At 54.4% G+C, this 15,167-nt stretch carries 15 protein-coding genes and 1 tRNA gene; 10 read left to right on the top strand and 6 right to left on the bottom strand.

Annotated elements, in window-relative coordinates; translation table 11 throughout:
• Positions 1–126: 126 nt before the first annotated feature.
• From nanA to ABLU78_RS20325, 7 genes are all read left to right on the top strand, one after another.
• Positions 127–1,020: an N-acetylneuraminate lyase gene (gene nanA, locus ABLU78_RS20355; protein ID WP_048229465.1), complete on the top strand. Its 894-nt coding sequence runs from the start codon at positions 127–129 to the stop codon at positions 1,018–1,020.
• Between the two features lie 137 nt (positions 1,021–1,157).
• Positions 1,158–2,648 carry an MFS transporter gene (locus ABLU78_RS20350; protein ID WP_015703467.1) on the top strand — a complete coding sequence of 497 codons (1,491 nt, stop codon included), beginning with the start codon at positions 1,158–1,160 and terminating at the stop codon, positions 2,646–2,648.
• A 45-nt stretch (positions 2,649–2,693) separates the two neighbouring features.
• Positions 2,694–3,383 (top strand): N-acetylmannosamine-6-phosphate 2-epimerase, encoded by a 690-nt coding sequence (locus ABLU78_RS20345; RefSeq protein WP_047046675.1) that lies wholly within the window; start codon positions 2,694–2,696, stop codon positions 3,381–3,383.
• Positions 3,380–4,255: an N-acetylmannosamine kinase gene (locus ABLU78_RS20340; RefSeq protein WP_042897792.1), complete on the top strand. Its 876-nt coding sequence runs from the start codon at positions 3,380–3,382 to the stop codon at positions 4,253–4,255. The genes ABLU78_RS20345 and ABLU78_RS20340 overlap by 4 nt, the downstream gene beginning before the upstream one ends.
• On the top strand, positions 4,252–4,725 hold the full coding sequence (gene nanQ / locus ABLU78_RS20335) for an N-acetylneuraminate anomerase (RefSeq protein ID WP_032709153.1): 474 nt from the start codon (positions 4,252–4,254) through the stop codon (positions 4,723–4,725). Before ABLU78_RS20340 ends, nanQ begins: the two co-directional genes overlap by 4 nt.
• Before the next feature lie 115 nt (positions 4,726–4,840).
• Positions 4,841–5,323, top strand: a complete 483-nt coding sequence (locus tag ABLU78_RS20330; RefSeq protein ID WP_015369713.1) for a type VI secretion system tube protein Hcp — start codon at positions 4,841–4,843, stop codon at positions 5,321–5,323.
• A gap of 20 nt (positions 5,324–5,343) precedes the next feature.
• Positions 5,344–6,288 (top strand): transcriptional regulator, encoded by a 945-nt coding sequence (locus ABLU78_RS20325; protein WP_348820657.1) that lies wholly within the window; start codon positions 5,344–5,346, stop codon positions 6,286–6,288.
• Positions 6,289–6,549: 261 nt separating this feature from the next.
• Here the strand turns inward: ABLU78_RS20325 and ABLU78_RS20320 are convergent.
• Together ABLU78_RS20320 and ABLU78_RS20315 are read right to left on the bottom strand one after the other, a co-directional pair.
• Positions 6,550–6,625 (bottom strand) — tRNA-Phe (locus ABLU78_RS20320).
• 105 nt (positions 6,626–6,730) lie between these two features.
• Positions 6,731–7,444 (bottom strand): DUF554 domain-containing protein, encoded by a 714-nt coding sequence (locus ABLU78_RS20315; RefSeq protein ID WP_015369715.1) that lies wholly within the window; start codon positions 7,442–7,444, stop codon positions 6,731–6,733.
• Positions 7,445–7,863: 419 nt separating this feature from the next.
• On the opposite strand from ABLU78_RS20315, the gene ABLU78_RS20310 reads away from it, so the two are divergent.
• The gene (locus tag ABLU78_RS20310; RefSeq protein WP_047055803.1) at positions 7,864–10,002 is read left to right on the top strand and encodes an ornithine decarboxylase; all 2,139 of its coding nucleotides are present in this window, start codon (positions 7,864–7,866) and stop codon (positions 10,000–10,002) included.
• A 43-nt stretch (positions 10,003–10,045) separates the two neighbouring features.
• Here the strand turns inward: ABLU78_RS20310 and ABLU78_RS20305 are convergent, their stop codons facing one another.
• From ABLU78_RS20305 to mutY, 4 genes are all read right to left on the bottom strand, one after another.
• On the bottom strand, positions 10,046–11,299 hold the full coding sequence (locus ABLU78_RS20305; RefSeq protein WP_045387267.1) for a nucleoside permease: 1,254 nt from the start codon (positions 11,297–11,299) through the stop codon (positions 10,046–10,048).
• Between the two features lie 185 nt (positions 11,300–11,484).
• On the bottom strand, positions 11,485–12,567 hold the full coding sequence (mltC, locus tag ABLU78_RS20300) for a membrane-bound lytic murein transglycosylase MltC (RefSeq protein WP_015369719.1): 1,083 nt from the start codon (positions 12,565–12,567) through the stop codon (positions 11,485–11,487).
• Between the two features lie 48 nt (positions 12,568–12,615).
• Positions 12,616–12,891, bottom strand: a complete 276-nt coding sequence (locus ABLU78_RS20295) for an oxidative damage protection protein (protein ID WP_004105744.1) — start codon at positions 12,889–12,891, stop codon at positions 12,616–12,618.
• A gap of 28 nt (positions 12,892–12,919) precedes the next feature.
• Positions 12,920–13,978, bottom strand: a complete 1,059-nt coding sequence (mutY, locus tag ABLU78_RS20290) for an A/G-specific adenine glycosylase (protein WP_020077946.1) — start codon at positions 13,976–13,978, stop codon at positions 12,920–12,922.
• A 136-nt stretch (positions 13,979–14,114) separates the two neighbouring features.
• Here mutY and trmB point away from each other — a divergent pair, with 136 nt between their 5' ends.
• Positions 14,115–14,834, top strand: coding sequence for a tRNA (guanosine(46)-N7)-methyltransferase TrmB (gene trmB / locus ABLU78_RS20285; RefSeq protein ID WP_015369721.1), 720 nt, complete (start codon positions 14,115–14,117; stop codon positions 14,832–14,834).
• Positions 14,834–15,160 carry a YggL family protein gene (locus ABLU78_RS20280; RefSeq protein ID WP_015369722.1) on the top strand — a complete coding sequence of 109 codons (327 nt, stop codon included), beginning with the start codon at positions 14,834–14,836 and terminating at the stop codon, positions 15,158–15,160. Before trmB ends, ABLU78_RS20280 begins: the two co-directional genes overlap by 1 nt.
• Positions 15,161–15,167 lie beyond the last annotated feature (7 nt).

Genomic DNA, 15,167 nt, shown 5'->3' with positions numbered 1-15,167 from the left:
CTCGCGATCGGTTTAGTGAACTCGATCGCACAATAAGCTTTCCCTATTGTACTGCTTTAAAAACGATCTGGTATAACAGGTATAAAGGTACATAGTTAATCCAGTCAACATCATTACGAGGTATATATGGTTAGCCATTTACGTGGCGTGATGCCCGCGCTTCTGACCCCATTCGACGCACAGCAGAACATCGATCGGGCGAGCCTGCGTCGGTTAGTGCGTTTCAATATTGAGCAGGGCGTTGATGGGGTTTACGTCGGCGGATCGACCGGGGAGGCCTTCGTTCAGAGCCTGTCCGAGCGCGAAGAAGTCCTTGAAATCGTAGCGGAAGAGGCGAAAGGGAAAATTACCTTAATTGCGCATGTTGGTTGCGTCAGTACGGCGGAAAGCCAGCAGCTGGCGGTGGCGGCTAAGCGCTATGGTTTTGATGCGGTTTCCGCGGTAACGCCGTTCTACTACCCGTTCAGCTTTGAAGAGCACTGCGATCATTATCGCGCAATTATTGATTCTGCTGATGGGATACCGATGGTGGTCTACAACATTCCGGCGCTGAGTGGGGTAAAACTGACCTTAGAGCAGATTAACCAACTGGTGACATTACCGGGGGTGGGCGCGTTAAAACAAACGTCTGGCGATCTCTATCAAATGGAGCAAATCCGTCGCGCGCATCCGGAACTGGTGCTCTACAACGGCTATGACGAAATTTTCGCTTCCGGCTTGCTGGCGGGCGCTGACGGCGGGATCGGTAGTACCTATAACATTATGGCCTGGCGCTATCTGGGGATCGTGCAGGCGCTGAAAGAGGGCGACACCGCGAAGGCGCAGCAGCTGCAGCATGAGTGTAATAAGGTCATCGATCTGTTAGTCAAAGTGGGCGTATTCCGTGGACTGAAAACGGTGCTGCACTATATGGATGTGCTCTCCGTACCACTCTGCCGTAAACCGTTTACGCCGGTAGAGGATAAATTCCAGGCCGAATTGAAAGCGCTGGCGCAGCAGTTAATGCAGGAGCGCGGCTGATTTCTCGCCGGAGACGCTCATAAACTGCGCTTTCGATAAGAGATTTAATCAGACATCTGAAGCGGGCGTCATCCGGCAACAACGATATTCAATTCATACCAAAGCGAGTGGGCGCAGCCCATCGCGGGAGACTCACCATGAGTACAACAACCCAGAACATCCCGTGGTATCGTCATCTTAACCGGGCGCAGTGGCGGGCATTTTCCGCCGCCTGGTTAGGGTATTTGCTTGATGGTTTTGATTTTGTCTTAATCGCCCTGGTGCTCACTGAGGTTCAGGGGGAATTCGGTTTAACGACGGTGCAGGCGGCAAGCCTGATTTCCGCCGCTTTTATCTCTCGCTGGTTTGGCGGCTTGATGCTCGGGGCAATGGGGGATCGCTACGGTCGCCGCCTGGCGATGGTGACCAGCATTGTTCTTTTTTCGTTGGGTACGCTGGCCTGTGGTTTTGCACCTGGTTACACCTCTCTCTTTATTGCCCGGCTGGTTATTGGGATGGGCATGGCGGGAGAATATGGCTCCAGCGCCACCTATGTTATTGAAAGTTGGCCGAAACATTTGCGGAACAAGGCGAGTGGATTTCTGATCTCTGGCTTCTCGGTTGGCGCCGTCGTCGCCGCGCAGGTTTATAGTCTGGTGGTGCCCGTTTGGGGCTGGCGTGCGCTCTTTTTCATCGGCATTGTCCCCATCGTTTTTGCCCTCTGGCTGCGTAAAAACATTCCGGAAGCGGAAGACTGGAAAGAGAAGCACGAAGGTAAAGCGCCGGTACGTACGATGGTCGATATTCTCTATCGCGGCCAGCATCGGGTGCTAAACATCATCATGACCTTTGTGGCCGGCGCGTCGTTATGGTACTGCTTTGCCGGCGAGGCGCGTATTGCCGGGTTGGTTGCGCTGCTGGGCCTGGTATGCGCCATTATCTTCATCAGTTTCATGGTGCAAAGCAGCGGTAAACGCTGGCCGACCGGCGTGATGCTGATGGTGGTGGTGCTCTTCGCTTTCCTCTACTCCTGGCCGATTCAGGCGCTGCTACCTACTTATCTGAAAACTGAACTGGCCTATGATCCACATACTGTTGCTAACGTATTGTTCTTTAGCGGTTTTGGTGCAGCCGTCGGCTGCTGCGTCGGCGGTTTCCTCGGCGACTGGCTGGGGACCCGTAAAGCTTACGTTTGCAGTTTACTGGCTTCGCAACTGCTGATCGTTCCGGTATTTGCGATAGGCGGCACCAATGTCTGGGTGCTCGGTTTGTTACTGTTCTTCCAGCAAATGCTGGGTCAAGGAATTTCAGGGATCTTACCGAAGCTGATCGGCGGTTATTTCGAAACCGATCAGCGTGCTGCGGGTCTGGGATTTACTTACAACGTCGGTGCTTTGGGCGGCGCGTTAGCGCCGATTCTCGGGGCGTTAATTGCTCAACGCCTGGATTTAGGCACCGCGCTGGGTTCGCTCTCCTTTAGCCTGACATTCGTGGTGATCTTACTCATCGGGCTTGATATGCCAACTCGCGTCCAGCGGTGGATCCGCCCGGAAGCCATGCGTACCCATGATGCGATCGATGGCAAACCGTTCAGCGGCGCAGTGCCGTTTGGTCGCGGTAAAAGCACATTAGCGAAAAGTAAAAATTAACCATGGCGCCCGGCCAATCACGAATGTTTGCCTAAGGATATGATGATGTCTCTACTTGAACAGCTTAATCAAAACATTGCGCAATCTGGTGGTTTGATAGTTTCCTGCCAGCCTGTACCAAATAGCCCGCTGGATAAGCCTGAAATTGTCGCTGCGATGGCCCTGGCGGCGGAGCAGGCAGGGGCGGTCGCGCTGCGTATTGAAGGTATTGATAATTTACGCGCCACCCGCGCCGTCGTTTCTATTCCTGTCATCGGGATTATGAAACGCGATCTCGACGATTCGCCAGTCCGGATCACCCCGTTTCTTGAAGATGTTGATGCGCTCGCGCAAGGCGGGGCGGATATTATCGCCGTGGATGGTACCGATCGCCTGCGTCCGGTTACCGTTGCGGCACTGCTGGCGCGAATTCATCAGCATGCTTTGCTGGCGATGGCCGACTGTTCAACTTTTGAAGATGGGATGGCTTGCCAGCAGCAGGGGGCCGACATTATCGGGACGACGCTTTCTGGCTACACGACGGTGAAAACGCCGGAAGAACCCGATTTCGCTCTGGTGAAAACACTCAGTGAGGCCGGATGCCGGGTGATTGCCGAGGGGCGCTACAACACCCCGGCGCAGGCGGCAACTGCGATGCGCCAGGGGGCATGGGCCGTGACCGTTGGCTCTGCCATCACTCGTCTTGAGCATATCTGCCAGTGGTATAACTCGGCGTTAAAAAAGGCGGTGTCATGACTACGCTTGCTATTGATATCGGCGGAACCAAACTCGCCGCCGCGCTGGTGGATGATGACCTGAACCTCCTTAAACGCCGTGAGTTGCCGACACCCGCCAGCAAAATGCCGGAAGCGCTATGTTCGACGCTGCAAGAGCTGATCGTGCCGTTGTTTGCTCGCGCCCAGCGAGTGGCAATTGCCTCTACCGGAATAATTAGCGGCGGCGTGCTGTCGGCCATCAATCCCCATAATCTGGGCGGTTTGCAGCATTTTCCGCTGACGCAGACGCTGGAAAAAATCACCGGCCTACCCACACTGGCGGTTAACGATGCGCAAGCTGCGGCATGGGCGGAATACCATGCTCTGGGGGATGAATGTCGCGACATGGTTTTCATCACGGTATCCACAGGTGTAGGGGGCGGTGTAGTGAGTAATGGTCGGCTAATCACCGGGAATGGCGGTCTCGCCGGCCATCTGGGCCATACGTTAGCGGACCCGAATGGACCGCTATGCGGTTGTGGTCGGCGCGGCTGCGTAGAGGCTGTTGCTTCCGGACGTGGAATGGCGGCCGCCGCTCAGGGAGAACTCAGCGGATGTGATGCGAAAACGATTTTCATCCGTGCCGGGCAGGATGATGAGCAGGCTATTGGGCTTATTCACCGTTCGGCACAGACCTTAGCGAGATTGATCGCTGATGTAAAAGCGACAACGGATTGCCAGCGCGTGGTGGTCGGTGGCAGCATCGGCCTGGCGGAAGGTTATCTGGAGATGGTGAGAGCTTACCTTGCGCAGGAACCGTCGGTATATCACGTAATGTTACAACCCGCGCATTACCGACATGACGCGGGATTGCTGGGAGCGGTGTTACTGGCTCGGGAGAATAACTCATGATAGCAGGTGATATTGGAACGCTAACCACCTCCGGGATACATCCCGTTTTAGCCGAAGCGTTGATGCTGGCGGTAGCCGCTTGTCCACAGGAGAAATCTCCTGGACGTTTCAATCTACGCGGTGACGATATTTTTATGAACGTCATGGTATTTACTACCCAGCCAGCGGAAAGTAAAAAATCGGAACAGCATGCGCAATATATCGATATTCAACTGTTGCTAAGCGGTGAAGAACGTATTCTGTGGGGAATGGTAAATTGTGCACAGCAGTGCGAAGCGATACACGTTGAAGAGGATTATCAGTTGTGTAATGCGATTGAAAATCAGCAGGCCATTACGCTACGGCCTGGTAATTTCGTGATATTTATGCCTGGTGAGCCGCATAAACCTGGATGTATTACGACATTGCCGCAGGAGATTAAAAAGGTAGTAGTTAAGGTTAATGTTAGCCTTTTGCAAAACGAATACTGATGCTGAGATTATTCCTGGTTTTGTTTGTGTAATGTGTTCTTCATTTAAATCTGCAAAATTTAAACTAGCTTATTAGGGGGCTCCTTTTCTTAAAACATGCAATATAGGGACTGTTATGGCTATTGATATGTATCTGAAGGTTGATGGGGTAACCGGTGAATCTAACGACTCAAATCATAAAAATTGGATAGATGTTTTGTCATTTAGCTGGGCAGCTGAGCAGCCTGGGAATATGAGCGTTGGCGGCGGTGGCGGAGCGGGTAAAGTTAATTTTCAGGACCTTTCGGTACAAGCATTGATAGATAAAGCAACGCCGGCAGTTCTCAAGTTTTGCGCTAGCGGTAAACATGTCGCTAAAGTCGAACTATCAATTTGCAAAGCCGGCGGCTCGCAAATTGAGTATTCGCGTGTTGTTCTTGAAGATGTTCTGGTGACGAAAACCAGTTTTAGCGGTGTGGGTCATACCGACACTATTATGGTGAATTACCTGTTTCAGGCATCTAAAGTTAATCTGCATTATTGGGAGCAGTCTTCTCAAGGGACCAAAGGCGCAGAAACTAAATCGGGTTGGGATATCAAACAGAATAAAGAAATTTAATCGACGCTGGAGCGCCTGCAATGCCAGATATTACCTCCGAGATAAATGCGGTTCTCTCCGATCATTCCCGGTTTGACGCAGAGCAGCTGGATATTATTATTTCATTCGTCAATGAACTGGATAAAGGAACTTTGAGTCAGTTTGAGAACGCTCCGGATCGCACGATTATGGATACCTATGAGCGCTTGCTTGCTGCCAGTAAAGAGCCTGCCAGAAGACAACGTGACGAAGAATACGAACTGGAATCTTTGATGGGGGCCAGTCGTCGTACTGCCACCATGAGCAATCATGCTGCGTTTTTTGATCGCTTCAGAACAACGCCCGCGCATATGTATGGTTACGGCGGCAACGTCTACCGGGATCAGACAAAAAGCTATTACGATGTGGCCGGTAAAATACTGGCAGGCATTGGCGGTCTCGCTTCTTTTGGCGCAGGTACCGCCGCCATTGCCGCCTCGCAGGCGGGTTCGTCGCTTTCGGGTATAGCGGCGCGTTATGCGTTATCTTCTGTCGGCGCGACCGGCCTGGCCGCTGGCGCGATGGCGTTGCTCCGTAATAATTTTTCCGATGTTCAGGTGGCGACGAATAAAGATTTCCTCGAAACCATCAAGTCTATCGCCAAGCTAAGAAACAAACTGAATGATTTCTTCCAGGGCCTCAACAACAAGGTCTATTCGGATAAGACAAAAGCAGAAACGGCGCTCAACAATGAAATGAAGTCACATCCGTTACGTTTTGGCGTCGGTTCAGGAAGTCAGGTAGTACATGCAAACCTGGCCCCGATTCAACGTTTGGTCACTCAGGACTTTGTTACCGTAAACCACGAGATCAGAGCCAAAATTTTGCCGAAGGGTACAAATTCAGCCTGGAGTGTTGCGGTTTCGAGCTCAGAAATGGGTTGGGATGAACGGGTATTGGACCAGGCTAACATGGGTATTCTGCAGCAGGTCGTTCATCAGCTTTAACGAGGTTGTGTTGGCGGCGAATAATCGAACGCTGTTCGATGGAGAGTCCGGCTGCAGAAAAGTAAAAACCCACCTTTTGGGCGGGTTCTTTAAATAGTGGTGCCCGGACTCGGACTAACGCCGCAGGCGTTGAACAGCGCGCTTGTCGCGCTGGCCCCGAAGGGGTGAGCCGCATTGCGGCGAATAATCGAACGCAGTTCGATGGAGAGTCCGGTTGCAGAAAAGCAAAAACCCAGCCATAGGCTGGGTTCTCTGAATAAGTGGTGCCCGGACTCGGAATCGAACCAAGGACACGGGGATTTTCAATCCCCTGCTCTACCGACTGAGCTATCCGGGCAACGGGGCGCATTAAACCTGATTCACCGCGCCTCGTCAACGAAATTTATAAATTTCGCAGCAGACTGCACAATCTATCACCACTTTGCCGTAAAAGCACGCGTCGTCAGGCAAAAAAGGCCGTCCACGCGACCGAAATCGGCATTGCCAGCAGCAGGGCGGGGAGCATATTGACCACCGCGAACATCTTAATCCCGCAGATACGCAGGCCGGTCGCCACCAGCAGCATACCGCCGACGGCGCTGAAGTCGGCCATCATCATCGGCGTGGTCAGCGGCATGATAAGCGAGGCGCAGGCCGCCAGACTCAGCTGAATCAGCAGCATCGGCACACAGATTGCCGACACCGCCAGCCCCAGCGTGCAGGCGAAAATAGTAGCGGTGAAAAAGTCGAGAAACGCTTTGGCGATAAGGATGCTGGCGTCGCCGGTCATTCCTTCGCGCATGGCGCCAAAAACACCGGTACCGCTGGCGCAAAACAGCACGATGATCGCCACGTAGCTCTGAATATAAGACTCGTGGGCCGAGGCCTTTTTCCTGCCCTTTGGCGACAATAGCTGCTGGAGTTTGCTTACCAGGGTATTGATGCCTTTCTCCATATTACACACTTCGCCGAGTAGCGCGCCGACCAGCGTCGCCAGCACCATCACCGGCAGGTTGGCGCACTTGATGACCAGTAAAATACCAATCCCCAGTGATGCCAGCCCAAAAATCGAGGTCATCGAGGTGCGGATCCGTTCCGGCAATCGTTGGCTCAGCAGCGCGCCCAGTACGCCGCCGACAAGCACCGCGCTGGCGTTAATAAATGGCCCTATAACCAAAGTAAACTCCTGTTAATTATTCCTGATGTCCGCATTATTATGACGTTGTTTCGCCGCTAAGGCTTGCGGATACGTGGGGAGAATGCATATGGATTTCATCTTGCGCCACTTTCGGAAAGGTGCCATGATTGCGCGGATTTTCACCTCTTTACCCTGAGGCCGCCGGGATGACGACATCGCCATTACATCGCCGTTGCCGCTGCGCATTGCTGCGCGGTTTGCCTCGTTCCTTACTCTCCCTGTTCACCATGCGGTGAAGGCCACGTATGCTCACTGTAGGACAACAGTAAGATCGGACGCGTCTGCTTTTACTGATGTCCGGCGGTCGGAGCTGAATTCCGTCAGACCCGGACACCTCGTTGGGCAAGGCTCCACCTTTGCCTGAGATTTTTACACTCCCGATACGGGCATTTGCGCTTATGAAATCTATGCACATTGCCGCCAGCTGCGAGCTGGTCTCCCGTCTGTCCACCCATCGTCAGGTTGTGGCGCTGGACAGCACTGATTTTACCGATGCGGCAGCGGTCGTCATCACCGCGGCGGATAGCCGCAGCGGTATCCTGGCCCTGCTCAAGCGCAGCGGATTCAATCTGCCGGTCTATCTATTTAGCGAAACGCAAACGGATAAACCGGAAGGAGTCGTCGCGGTGATTAGCGGCAAAGAGCAGGAGTGGCTGGAGCTGGAAGCGGCCGCCTGCGGCTATGAAGAGAAACTGCTGCCGCCATTTTTCAATACGCTTAGCCAGTACGTTGAGATGGACAACAGCACTTTCGCCTGTCCCGGCCATCAGCATGGCGCGTTCTTTAAAAAGCATCCCGCGGGCCGCCAGTTCTACGAGTTTTTCGGCGAGAACGTTTTTCGCGCTGACATGTGCAACGCCGACGTCAAGCTCGGCGATCTGCTGATCCATGAAGGTTCGGCGAAGCACGCGCAGAAATTTGCGGCAAAAGTCTTCAATGCCGATAAAACCTACTTCGTGCTTAACGGCACTTCCGCGGCGAACAAGGTCGTGACCAATGCGCTGCTGACCCGCGGCGATCTGGTACTGTTCGATCGCAACAACCATAAATCAAACCACCATGGCGCGCTGATCCAGGCCGGGGCGACGCCGGTCTATCTGGAAGCCGCGCGCAACCCGTTCGGCTTTATCGGCGGCATCGACGACCACTGCTTTGATGAAACCTACCTGCGCGAGCTGATCCGCGAAGCGGCGCCGGAAAAAGCCGACGCGGCGCGCCCGTTCCGCCTGGCGGTGATCCAACTGGGCACCTATGACGGCACGGTGTATAACGCGCGCCAGGTGGTCGATAAAATCGGCCATCTCTGCGATTACATCCTGTTTGACTCGGCGTGGGTCGGTTACGAGCAGTTTATCCCGATGATGGCTGACTGCTCGCCGCTGCTGTTGGATCTCAATGAAAACGATCCGGGCATTTTTGTGACGCAATCGGTGCATAAGCAACAGGCCGGTTTTTCGCAGACCTCGCAAATTCACAAGAAGGATAACCATCTGCGCGGCCAGGCGCGTTTCTGCCCGCATAAGCGGCTGAATAACGCCTTTATGTTGCATGCTTCCACCAGTCCGTTTTATCCGCTGTTCGCCTCGCTGGATGTGAATGCCAAAATCCATGAAGGAGAGAGCGGTCGGCGGCTGTGGGCGGAGTGCGTGGAGCTGGGTATCGAAGCGCGTAAAGCGATACTAGCGCAGTGTAAATTATTGCGGCCATTTGTGCCGCCGCTGGTCGGCGGGAAACCGTGGCAGGAGCATTCGACGGCGACTATCGCCAGCGAACGTCGCTTCTTTAGCTTCGAGCCGGGCGCGAGCTGGCACGGATTTAGCGGTTATGCTGACAATCAATACTTTGTCGATCCGTGTAAGCTGCTGCTGACCACGCCGGGCATCGATGCCGATAGCGGCGACTATACCGAGTTTGGCATCCCGGCGACCATCCTGGCGCACTACCTGCGCGAAAACGGCATCGTGCCGGAGAAGTGCGATCTCAACTCGATTTTGTTCCTGCTGACGCCGGCGGAAAGCGCGGAAAAACTGGCGCGACTGGTGGCGATGCTGGCCCAGTTCGAACAGCATATCGAAGCGGATTCGCCGCTCGCCGAGGTACTGCCGACTATTTACAACAAATACCCGGTTCGCTACCGCGATTACACCATTCGCCAGCTGTGTCAGGAAATGCACGATCTGTACGTCAGTTTTGATGTTAAAGACCTGCAAAAGGCGATGTTCCGCAAGCAGAGTTTCCCGCCGGTGGTGATGAACCCGCAGGACGCCAACCGCGAATTTATCCGCGGTAACGTTGAGTTGGTGTGCCTGAGCGAGGCCGAAGGCCGCATCGCGGCGGAAGGGGCGCTACCGTATCCGCCGGGCGTGCTGTGCGTGGTGCCGGGCGAACTCTGGGGCGGCGCGGTACTACGCTACTTCCTCGCGCTGGAAGAGGGGGTCAATATGCTGCCGGGCTTTTCGCCGGAGTTGCAGGGGGTTTATAGCGAAACGGATACCGATGGTATTAAGCGGTTGTATGGGTATGTGTTGAAGAAATAAAAAAACGCCCCGCCGAACAGGCGGGGCGTTTTGCTTTTGCCAATCAGGCGTTCTGGCGCGCGGCGGCAGGCTGTCTGACGTGTTGATACTTGAACAGCGCCACGAAAGCGAAGGCCAGCACCAGCGAGTAGGCGGCGAAAATCAGCCACACGCTTTGCCAGTTAGTGATCCCCTCAACGGTAAAGTGCTCGACAACTTTGCCGCTCACCATCCCACCAAGGATGCAGCCGAAGCCGTTGGTCATCATCAGGAACATACCCTGGGCGCTGGCGCGGATTTCCGGACGCACCTCTTTCTCAACGAATACTGAACCGGAGATGTTGAAGAAGTCGAAGGCGCAGCCGTAGACGATCATCGACAGTACCAGCAGCACGGTACCGAACGGCGTCGGGTCGCCGAAGGCGAACAGGCCGAAGCGCAGCATCCACGCCACGATACTAATCAGCATCACGTTCTTAATGCCGTAGCGGCTAAGGAAGAACGGGATGGTCAGGATAAACAGCGTTTCGGAGATCTGCGAAATCGACATCAATACCGACGCGTGCTCGACGATAAAGCTGCCGGAGAACAGCGGGTCTTTATCGAAGCTGTGCAGGAAAGTGTTGCCAAACATATTAGTGATTTGCAGTTCGGCACCGAGCATCATGGAGAAGATAAAGAAGATTGCCATACGCTTGTTTTTAAACAGCGCAAAAGCGTTCAGGCCGAGCATCTCAGTCCAGCTCTGGTTGCGCTGGGCGTTGGCGACCGGAATATGCGGCAGCGTCAGGGTGAACAGCGCCAGCAAGACCGACAGCGTCGCGCCGATATAAAGCTGCATATGGCTAAGCTCGAAGCCCGAGAAGCTGACGCCCCACATGGCGAGGATAAAGCCGATGGTGCCCCAGATACGAATTGGCGGGAAATCGGTCACGATATCCAGCCCCGCCGACTGCAGGCGGTAGTAGGAGATGGTGTTGATCAAGCCAAGCGTCGGCATATAGGCCAGCGAGTTAAGCAAGATCACGAGGAACATCTCGCCTGGCGTGGTGACCTGCGCCGCAAGGTACAGCGTTAACGCGCCGACCAGGTGGCAGATGGCATACACCCATTTGGCGCTGATCCATTTATCGGCGACGATCCCGAGCAGCGTCGGCATCAGCACAGCGGCGATGCCGAGCGAGCTATACACCGCGCCGATGGCCGCGCCGTCAAACTTCAGGGTGACGAACATGTAAGAGCCGAGCGTGGTCAGCCAACTCCCCCAAAGGCAGAACTGCAGGAACGACAGTATTTTTAACTGCAGCTTAAGATTCATGTATTTATCCTCACGAATGTGGGCTGGTGATGTTTTTTAAATAACATAACCACCGTTATTTTGATGCGATTCTATCATTCACCGGTTGAAGGCTTCTGTTAACTGCCGCAGAAAATCGAAAGATATTACGAAGTATGTCGTAAAAAAGAGAGGCCCGGCGAGATGTCCGGGCCTGCGGGAGAGGGCTACTTACGGCGGTAGCTTTTCTGCGCGGTATTCACTTTATACAGATACCGGCGCGATTCTGCCGACGGATGGCGGGTGGTGAGCGTCTGGTAGACGTCGCCTGGCGCCATGCTGTTAATGATGTTCGCCGCCTGGACTTTATCGCTGGAGAAGACGCGCAGTACGCTGCCGGCGCCGCCGTTATAGGCGGTGATCACCGCGTAGCGACGCGAGGTGGGGTTATCGATGCCGGCGAGATAAACGTTGTTCAGCATCGCCAGATAGGCGGTACCGGTATCGATGTTATTCGCCGGGTCAAACAGATAGCTGCGGCTCGGCAGGCCGGATTTGCCCTGCGAGCGGAAGACGTCTTTCCCCGCGCTATGCTGTACGACCTGCATCAGCCCCATGGCATCCGCGTGGCTCACCGCATAGGGGTTAAACGATGATTCTGTTTGCATAATCGCAAGGATCAGCGACTCATCAACGCCATATTTACGCGAGGCCTGGCGCACCATGCCGAGATATTTATGCGCACGTTTATCGAGGTGGTTAGGCACCAGGTTGATAGTGATGCTATAGACCACGCGCAGGCCATTGCTGCGGCTCTTCAGACGGGTTTGCAGCAGATAATCGGCATAGCGCGCGGCGCGCCACTCCCAGCGGATGGATTCGCCGGTGTTATCGACGACCTGGCCGTAGAGGAACGGTTCTTTGGAAATCTGAATATCATCGACATCGGAATAGAGGTCGATAGAGTTGGGGTCATCGCCCATCAACAGAGTTTTGATAATCGCCTGGCGTAACCGTCCTTGCGGATCGGTTCCGGCGATGGTCTCGACGGTAATCGTACCGGCATCAAAGTTGATGTGGCTGCGGGTTTGATATTGATCGGTATATTTTACGTAGTCCTTCGGCCCGGCGAGCAGAACTTCGTTATACCCCCAAATGTTCTCGATGTTATGGGCAAACTGGCCCATCAGGATATCGAATCCGTTAGTGTCCTTGACCCAGGCCTCGTTATATTCGGCGCCTTTTTTATTGGAACTGGAACAGGACACGAGCAGTGGCGCAATCAGCGCGAGCGCTAAGTATTTTTTCATCATTCCGGGAGTGCGTGTTGTGTTTGTTTGGTAAAGGCCGTGAGGCCCTTACTGTTTTTCCGGCGGCGTGTAGCCTTCGATGTGAACGTCTTTCCCTTCAAACAGGAACTGCACCATCTCCTGTTCCAGCAGCTTGCGGTGCTCCGGGTTCATCATGCTGAGTTTTTTCTCGTTGATCAGCATAGTCTGCTTATGCTGCCACTGCGCCCAGGCCTCTTTGGAAATTTCGTTGTAAATGCGCTTACCGAGCTCGCCCGGATAGAGCTGGAAATCCTGGCCGTCCGCTTCACGCTGCAGGAAAGTACAAAAAATCGTTCTGCTCATAATCAATCCTCTTTTATAGCCGAAAAAACTAGACCGGCGTTCCGGCTTTCAACTGTTGCAACAAGCGCTCCACGGGGGCCGCCAGTCCGACCGATGGCGGCTGCGCTAAGTTATACCAGAGTGCGTTACCTTCATCCATGCATGCGCCAGATGAGTGCACTGTAAGCCACATCGGCACAATATCCAGGTGGAAATGGCTGAAAGTGTGGCGGAAGGCGGTTAATTGCGTCAGATTATCGGCCTTTATCTGACGTTGCGCCAGCCACTCACGCAGCCCGGCTTCATCCTCAAACTGCGGAAAACAGAACAACCCGCCCCATAAACCCACCGGCGGACGTTGGGAAAGAAATACCTCGTCGCCGTGCTGCATCAGCAGGAAGTAGCCGGTGCGTTCCGGGATGGTCTGCTTCGGTTTTTTCCCCGGATATTCCGCCCATGAATGGTTAGCGTAGGCCACGCAGCCGTTACTCAGCGGGCACAGTTCGCACTTCGGCTTCGAGCGGGTGCAAACCATGGCGCCGAGATCCATCATCGCCTGGTTGAAGCGCTCTACGCCCTGCGCCGGCGTCACCTCTTCGCTTATTTCCCACAGCCGTTTTTCCACCTCTTTTTTCCCCGGCCAGCCGCTCACAGCATAGCAGCGGGCGAGTACCCGCTTCACGTTGCCGTCGAGAATCGGATAATGCTGACCGAGCGAAAGGGATAAAATCGCCCCCGCCGTCGAGCGCCCGACGCCGGGAAGCGCGGCCACCTCTTCAAAGGTTTGCGGGAACTCACCGCCGTGTTGCGTGGCGACCTGCTGCGCGGCTTTATGTAAGTTGCGCGCCCGCGCGTAGTAGCCAAGGCCGGTCCACAGATGCAGCACTTCATCCAGCGGCGCGTTGGCTAAATCAACAACCGTTGGGAAACGCGCCATAAAGCGTTCAAAATAGGGAATAACCGTGGTGACCTGGGTTTGTTGCAACATCACTTCGGAGAGCCATACTTTGTAGGGCGTCTTGGCGATTTGCCAGGGCAGGGTTTTACGGCCGTATTTGTCGTACCAGTCCAGGACCTGGGCTGAAAATTGCGCGGCGAGAAAAGTCAAAGCTACGGCTCCGGAATCGCGATTACAGGGTGGCAGATTGCAGCACAAGGGCGAGTGGCTGTAAACCCTTGCATCCGCCGGGTAACTTTGGATAATGCCCGTTTTCCGAACACATTCACAAGCAGACTTAACTTTTATGAAAAACGACGTCATTTCTCCGGAATTCGATGAAAACGGTCGCCCGCTGCGCCGTATTCGTAGCTTCGTCCGTCGCCAGGGCCGCCTGACGAAAGGGCAGCAGCATGCGCTGGATAACATTTGGCCGGTGATGGGCGTTGAATTCAACGATGCGCCGCTCGATTTCGCCGCCCTGTTTGGCCGCGAAGCGCCGGTCACCTTAGAAATTGGTTTCGGCATGGGCGCTTCGCTGGTGGCGATGGCGAAAGCTAAACCGGAGCAAAACTTCCTCGGTATTGAAGTGCACTCGCCGGGCGTCGGCGCATGCCTGGCTTCCGCGGAAGAAGAAGGCGTACAAAATCTGCGCGTAATGTGTCACGATGCGGTCGAAGTGCTGCACACTATGATCCCGGATAACTCGCTGAATATGGTGCAGCTGTTTTTCCCTGACCCGTGGCATAAAGCGCGTCATAATAAACGTCGTATCGTGCAGCCGCCTTTCGCCGAGCTGGTAAAAAGCAAACTGAAGCTGGGCGGCGTCTTCCATATGGCGACCGACTGGGAAGCCTATGCTGAGCATATGCTGGAAGTGATGTCTTCGCTGGAAGGCTATCGTAACCGGTCGGAAAGTAACGATTACGTACCGCGTCCGGAATCGCGCCCGGTAACCAAATTTGAACAACGTGGCCATCGTCTTGGCCACGGCGTATGGGACTTAATGTTCGAGAGGGTGAAATAATGGCCAAGAATCGTAGCCGTCGTCTGCGTAAAAAAATGCATATCGACGAGTTTCAGGAGTTAGGTTTCTCCGTAGCCTGGCGTTTCCCGGAAGGGACCAGCGAAGAGCAGATCGACCAGACGGTCAACGATCTGATCGAAGAGGTCATTGAGCCGAACAAACTGGCCTTTGACGGCAGCGGCTATCTCTCGTGGGAAGGGCTCATCTGCATGCAGGAAATCGGTAAATGTACCGAAGAGCATCAGGCCATCGTTCGTAAGTGGCTGGAAGATCGTAAATTAGCGGATGTGCGCACCAGCGAACTTTTTGACGTCTGGTGGGACTAAGTTTGAC

Source organism: Klebsiella sp. JN_Kp122 (genome assembly GCF_040062085.1).
Lineage (GTDB): Bacteria > Pseudomonadota > Gammaproteobacteria > Enterobacterales > Enterobacteriaceae > Klebsiella > Klebsiella aerogenes.
The sequence above is the reverse complement of the archived record's forward strand: the minus strand, read 5'-3'. Positions and strand labels throughout refer to the sequence as shown.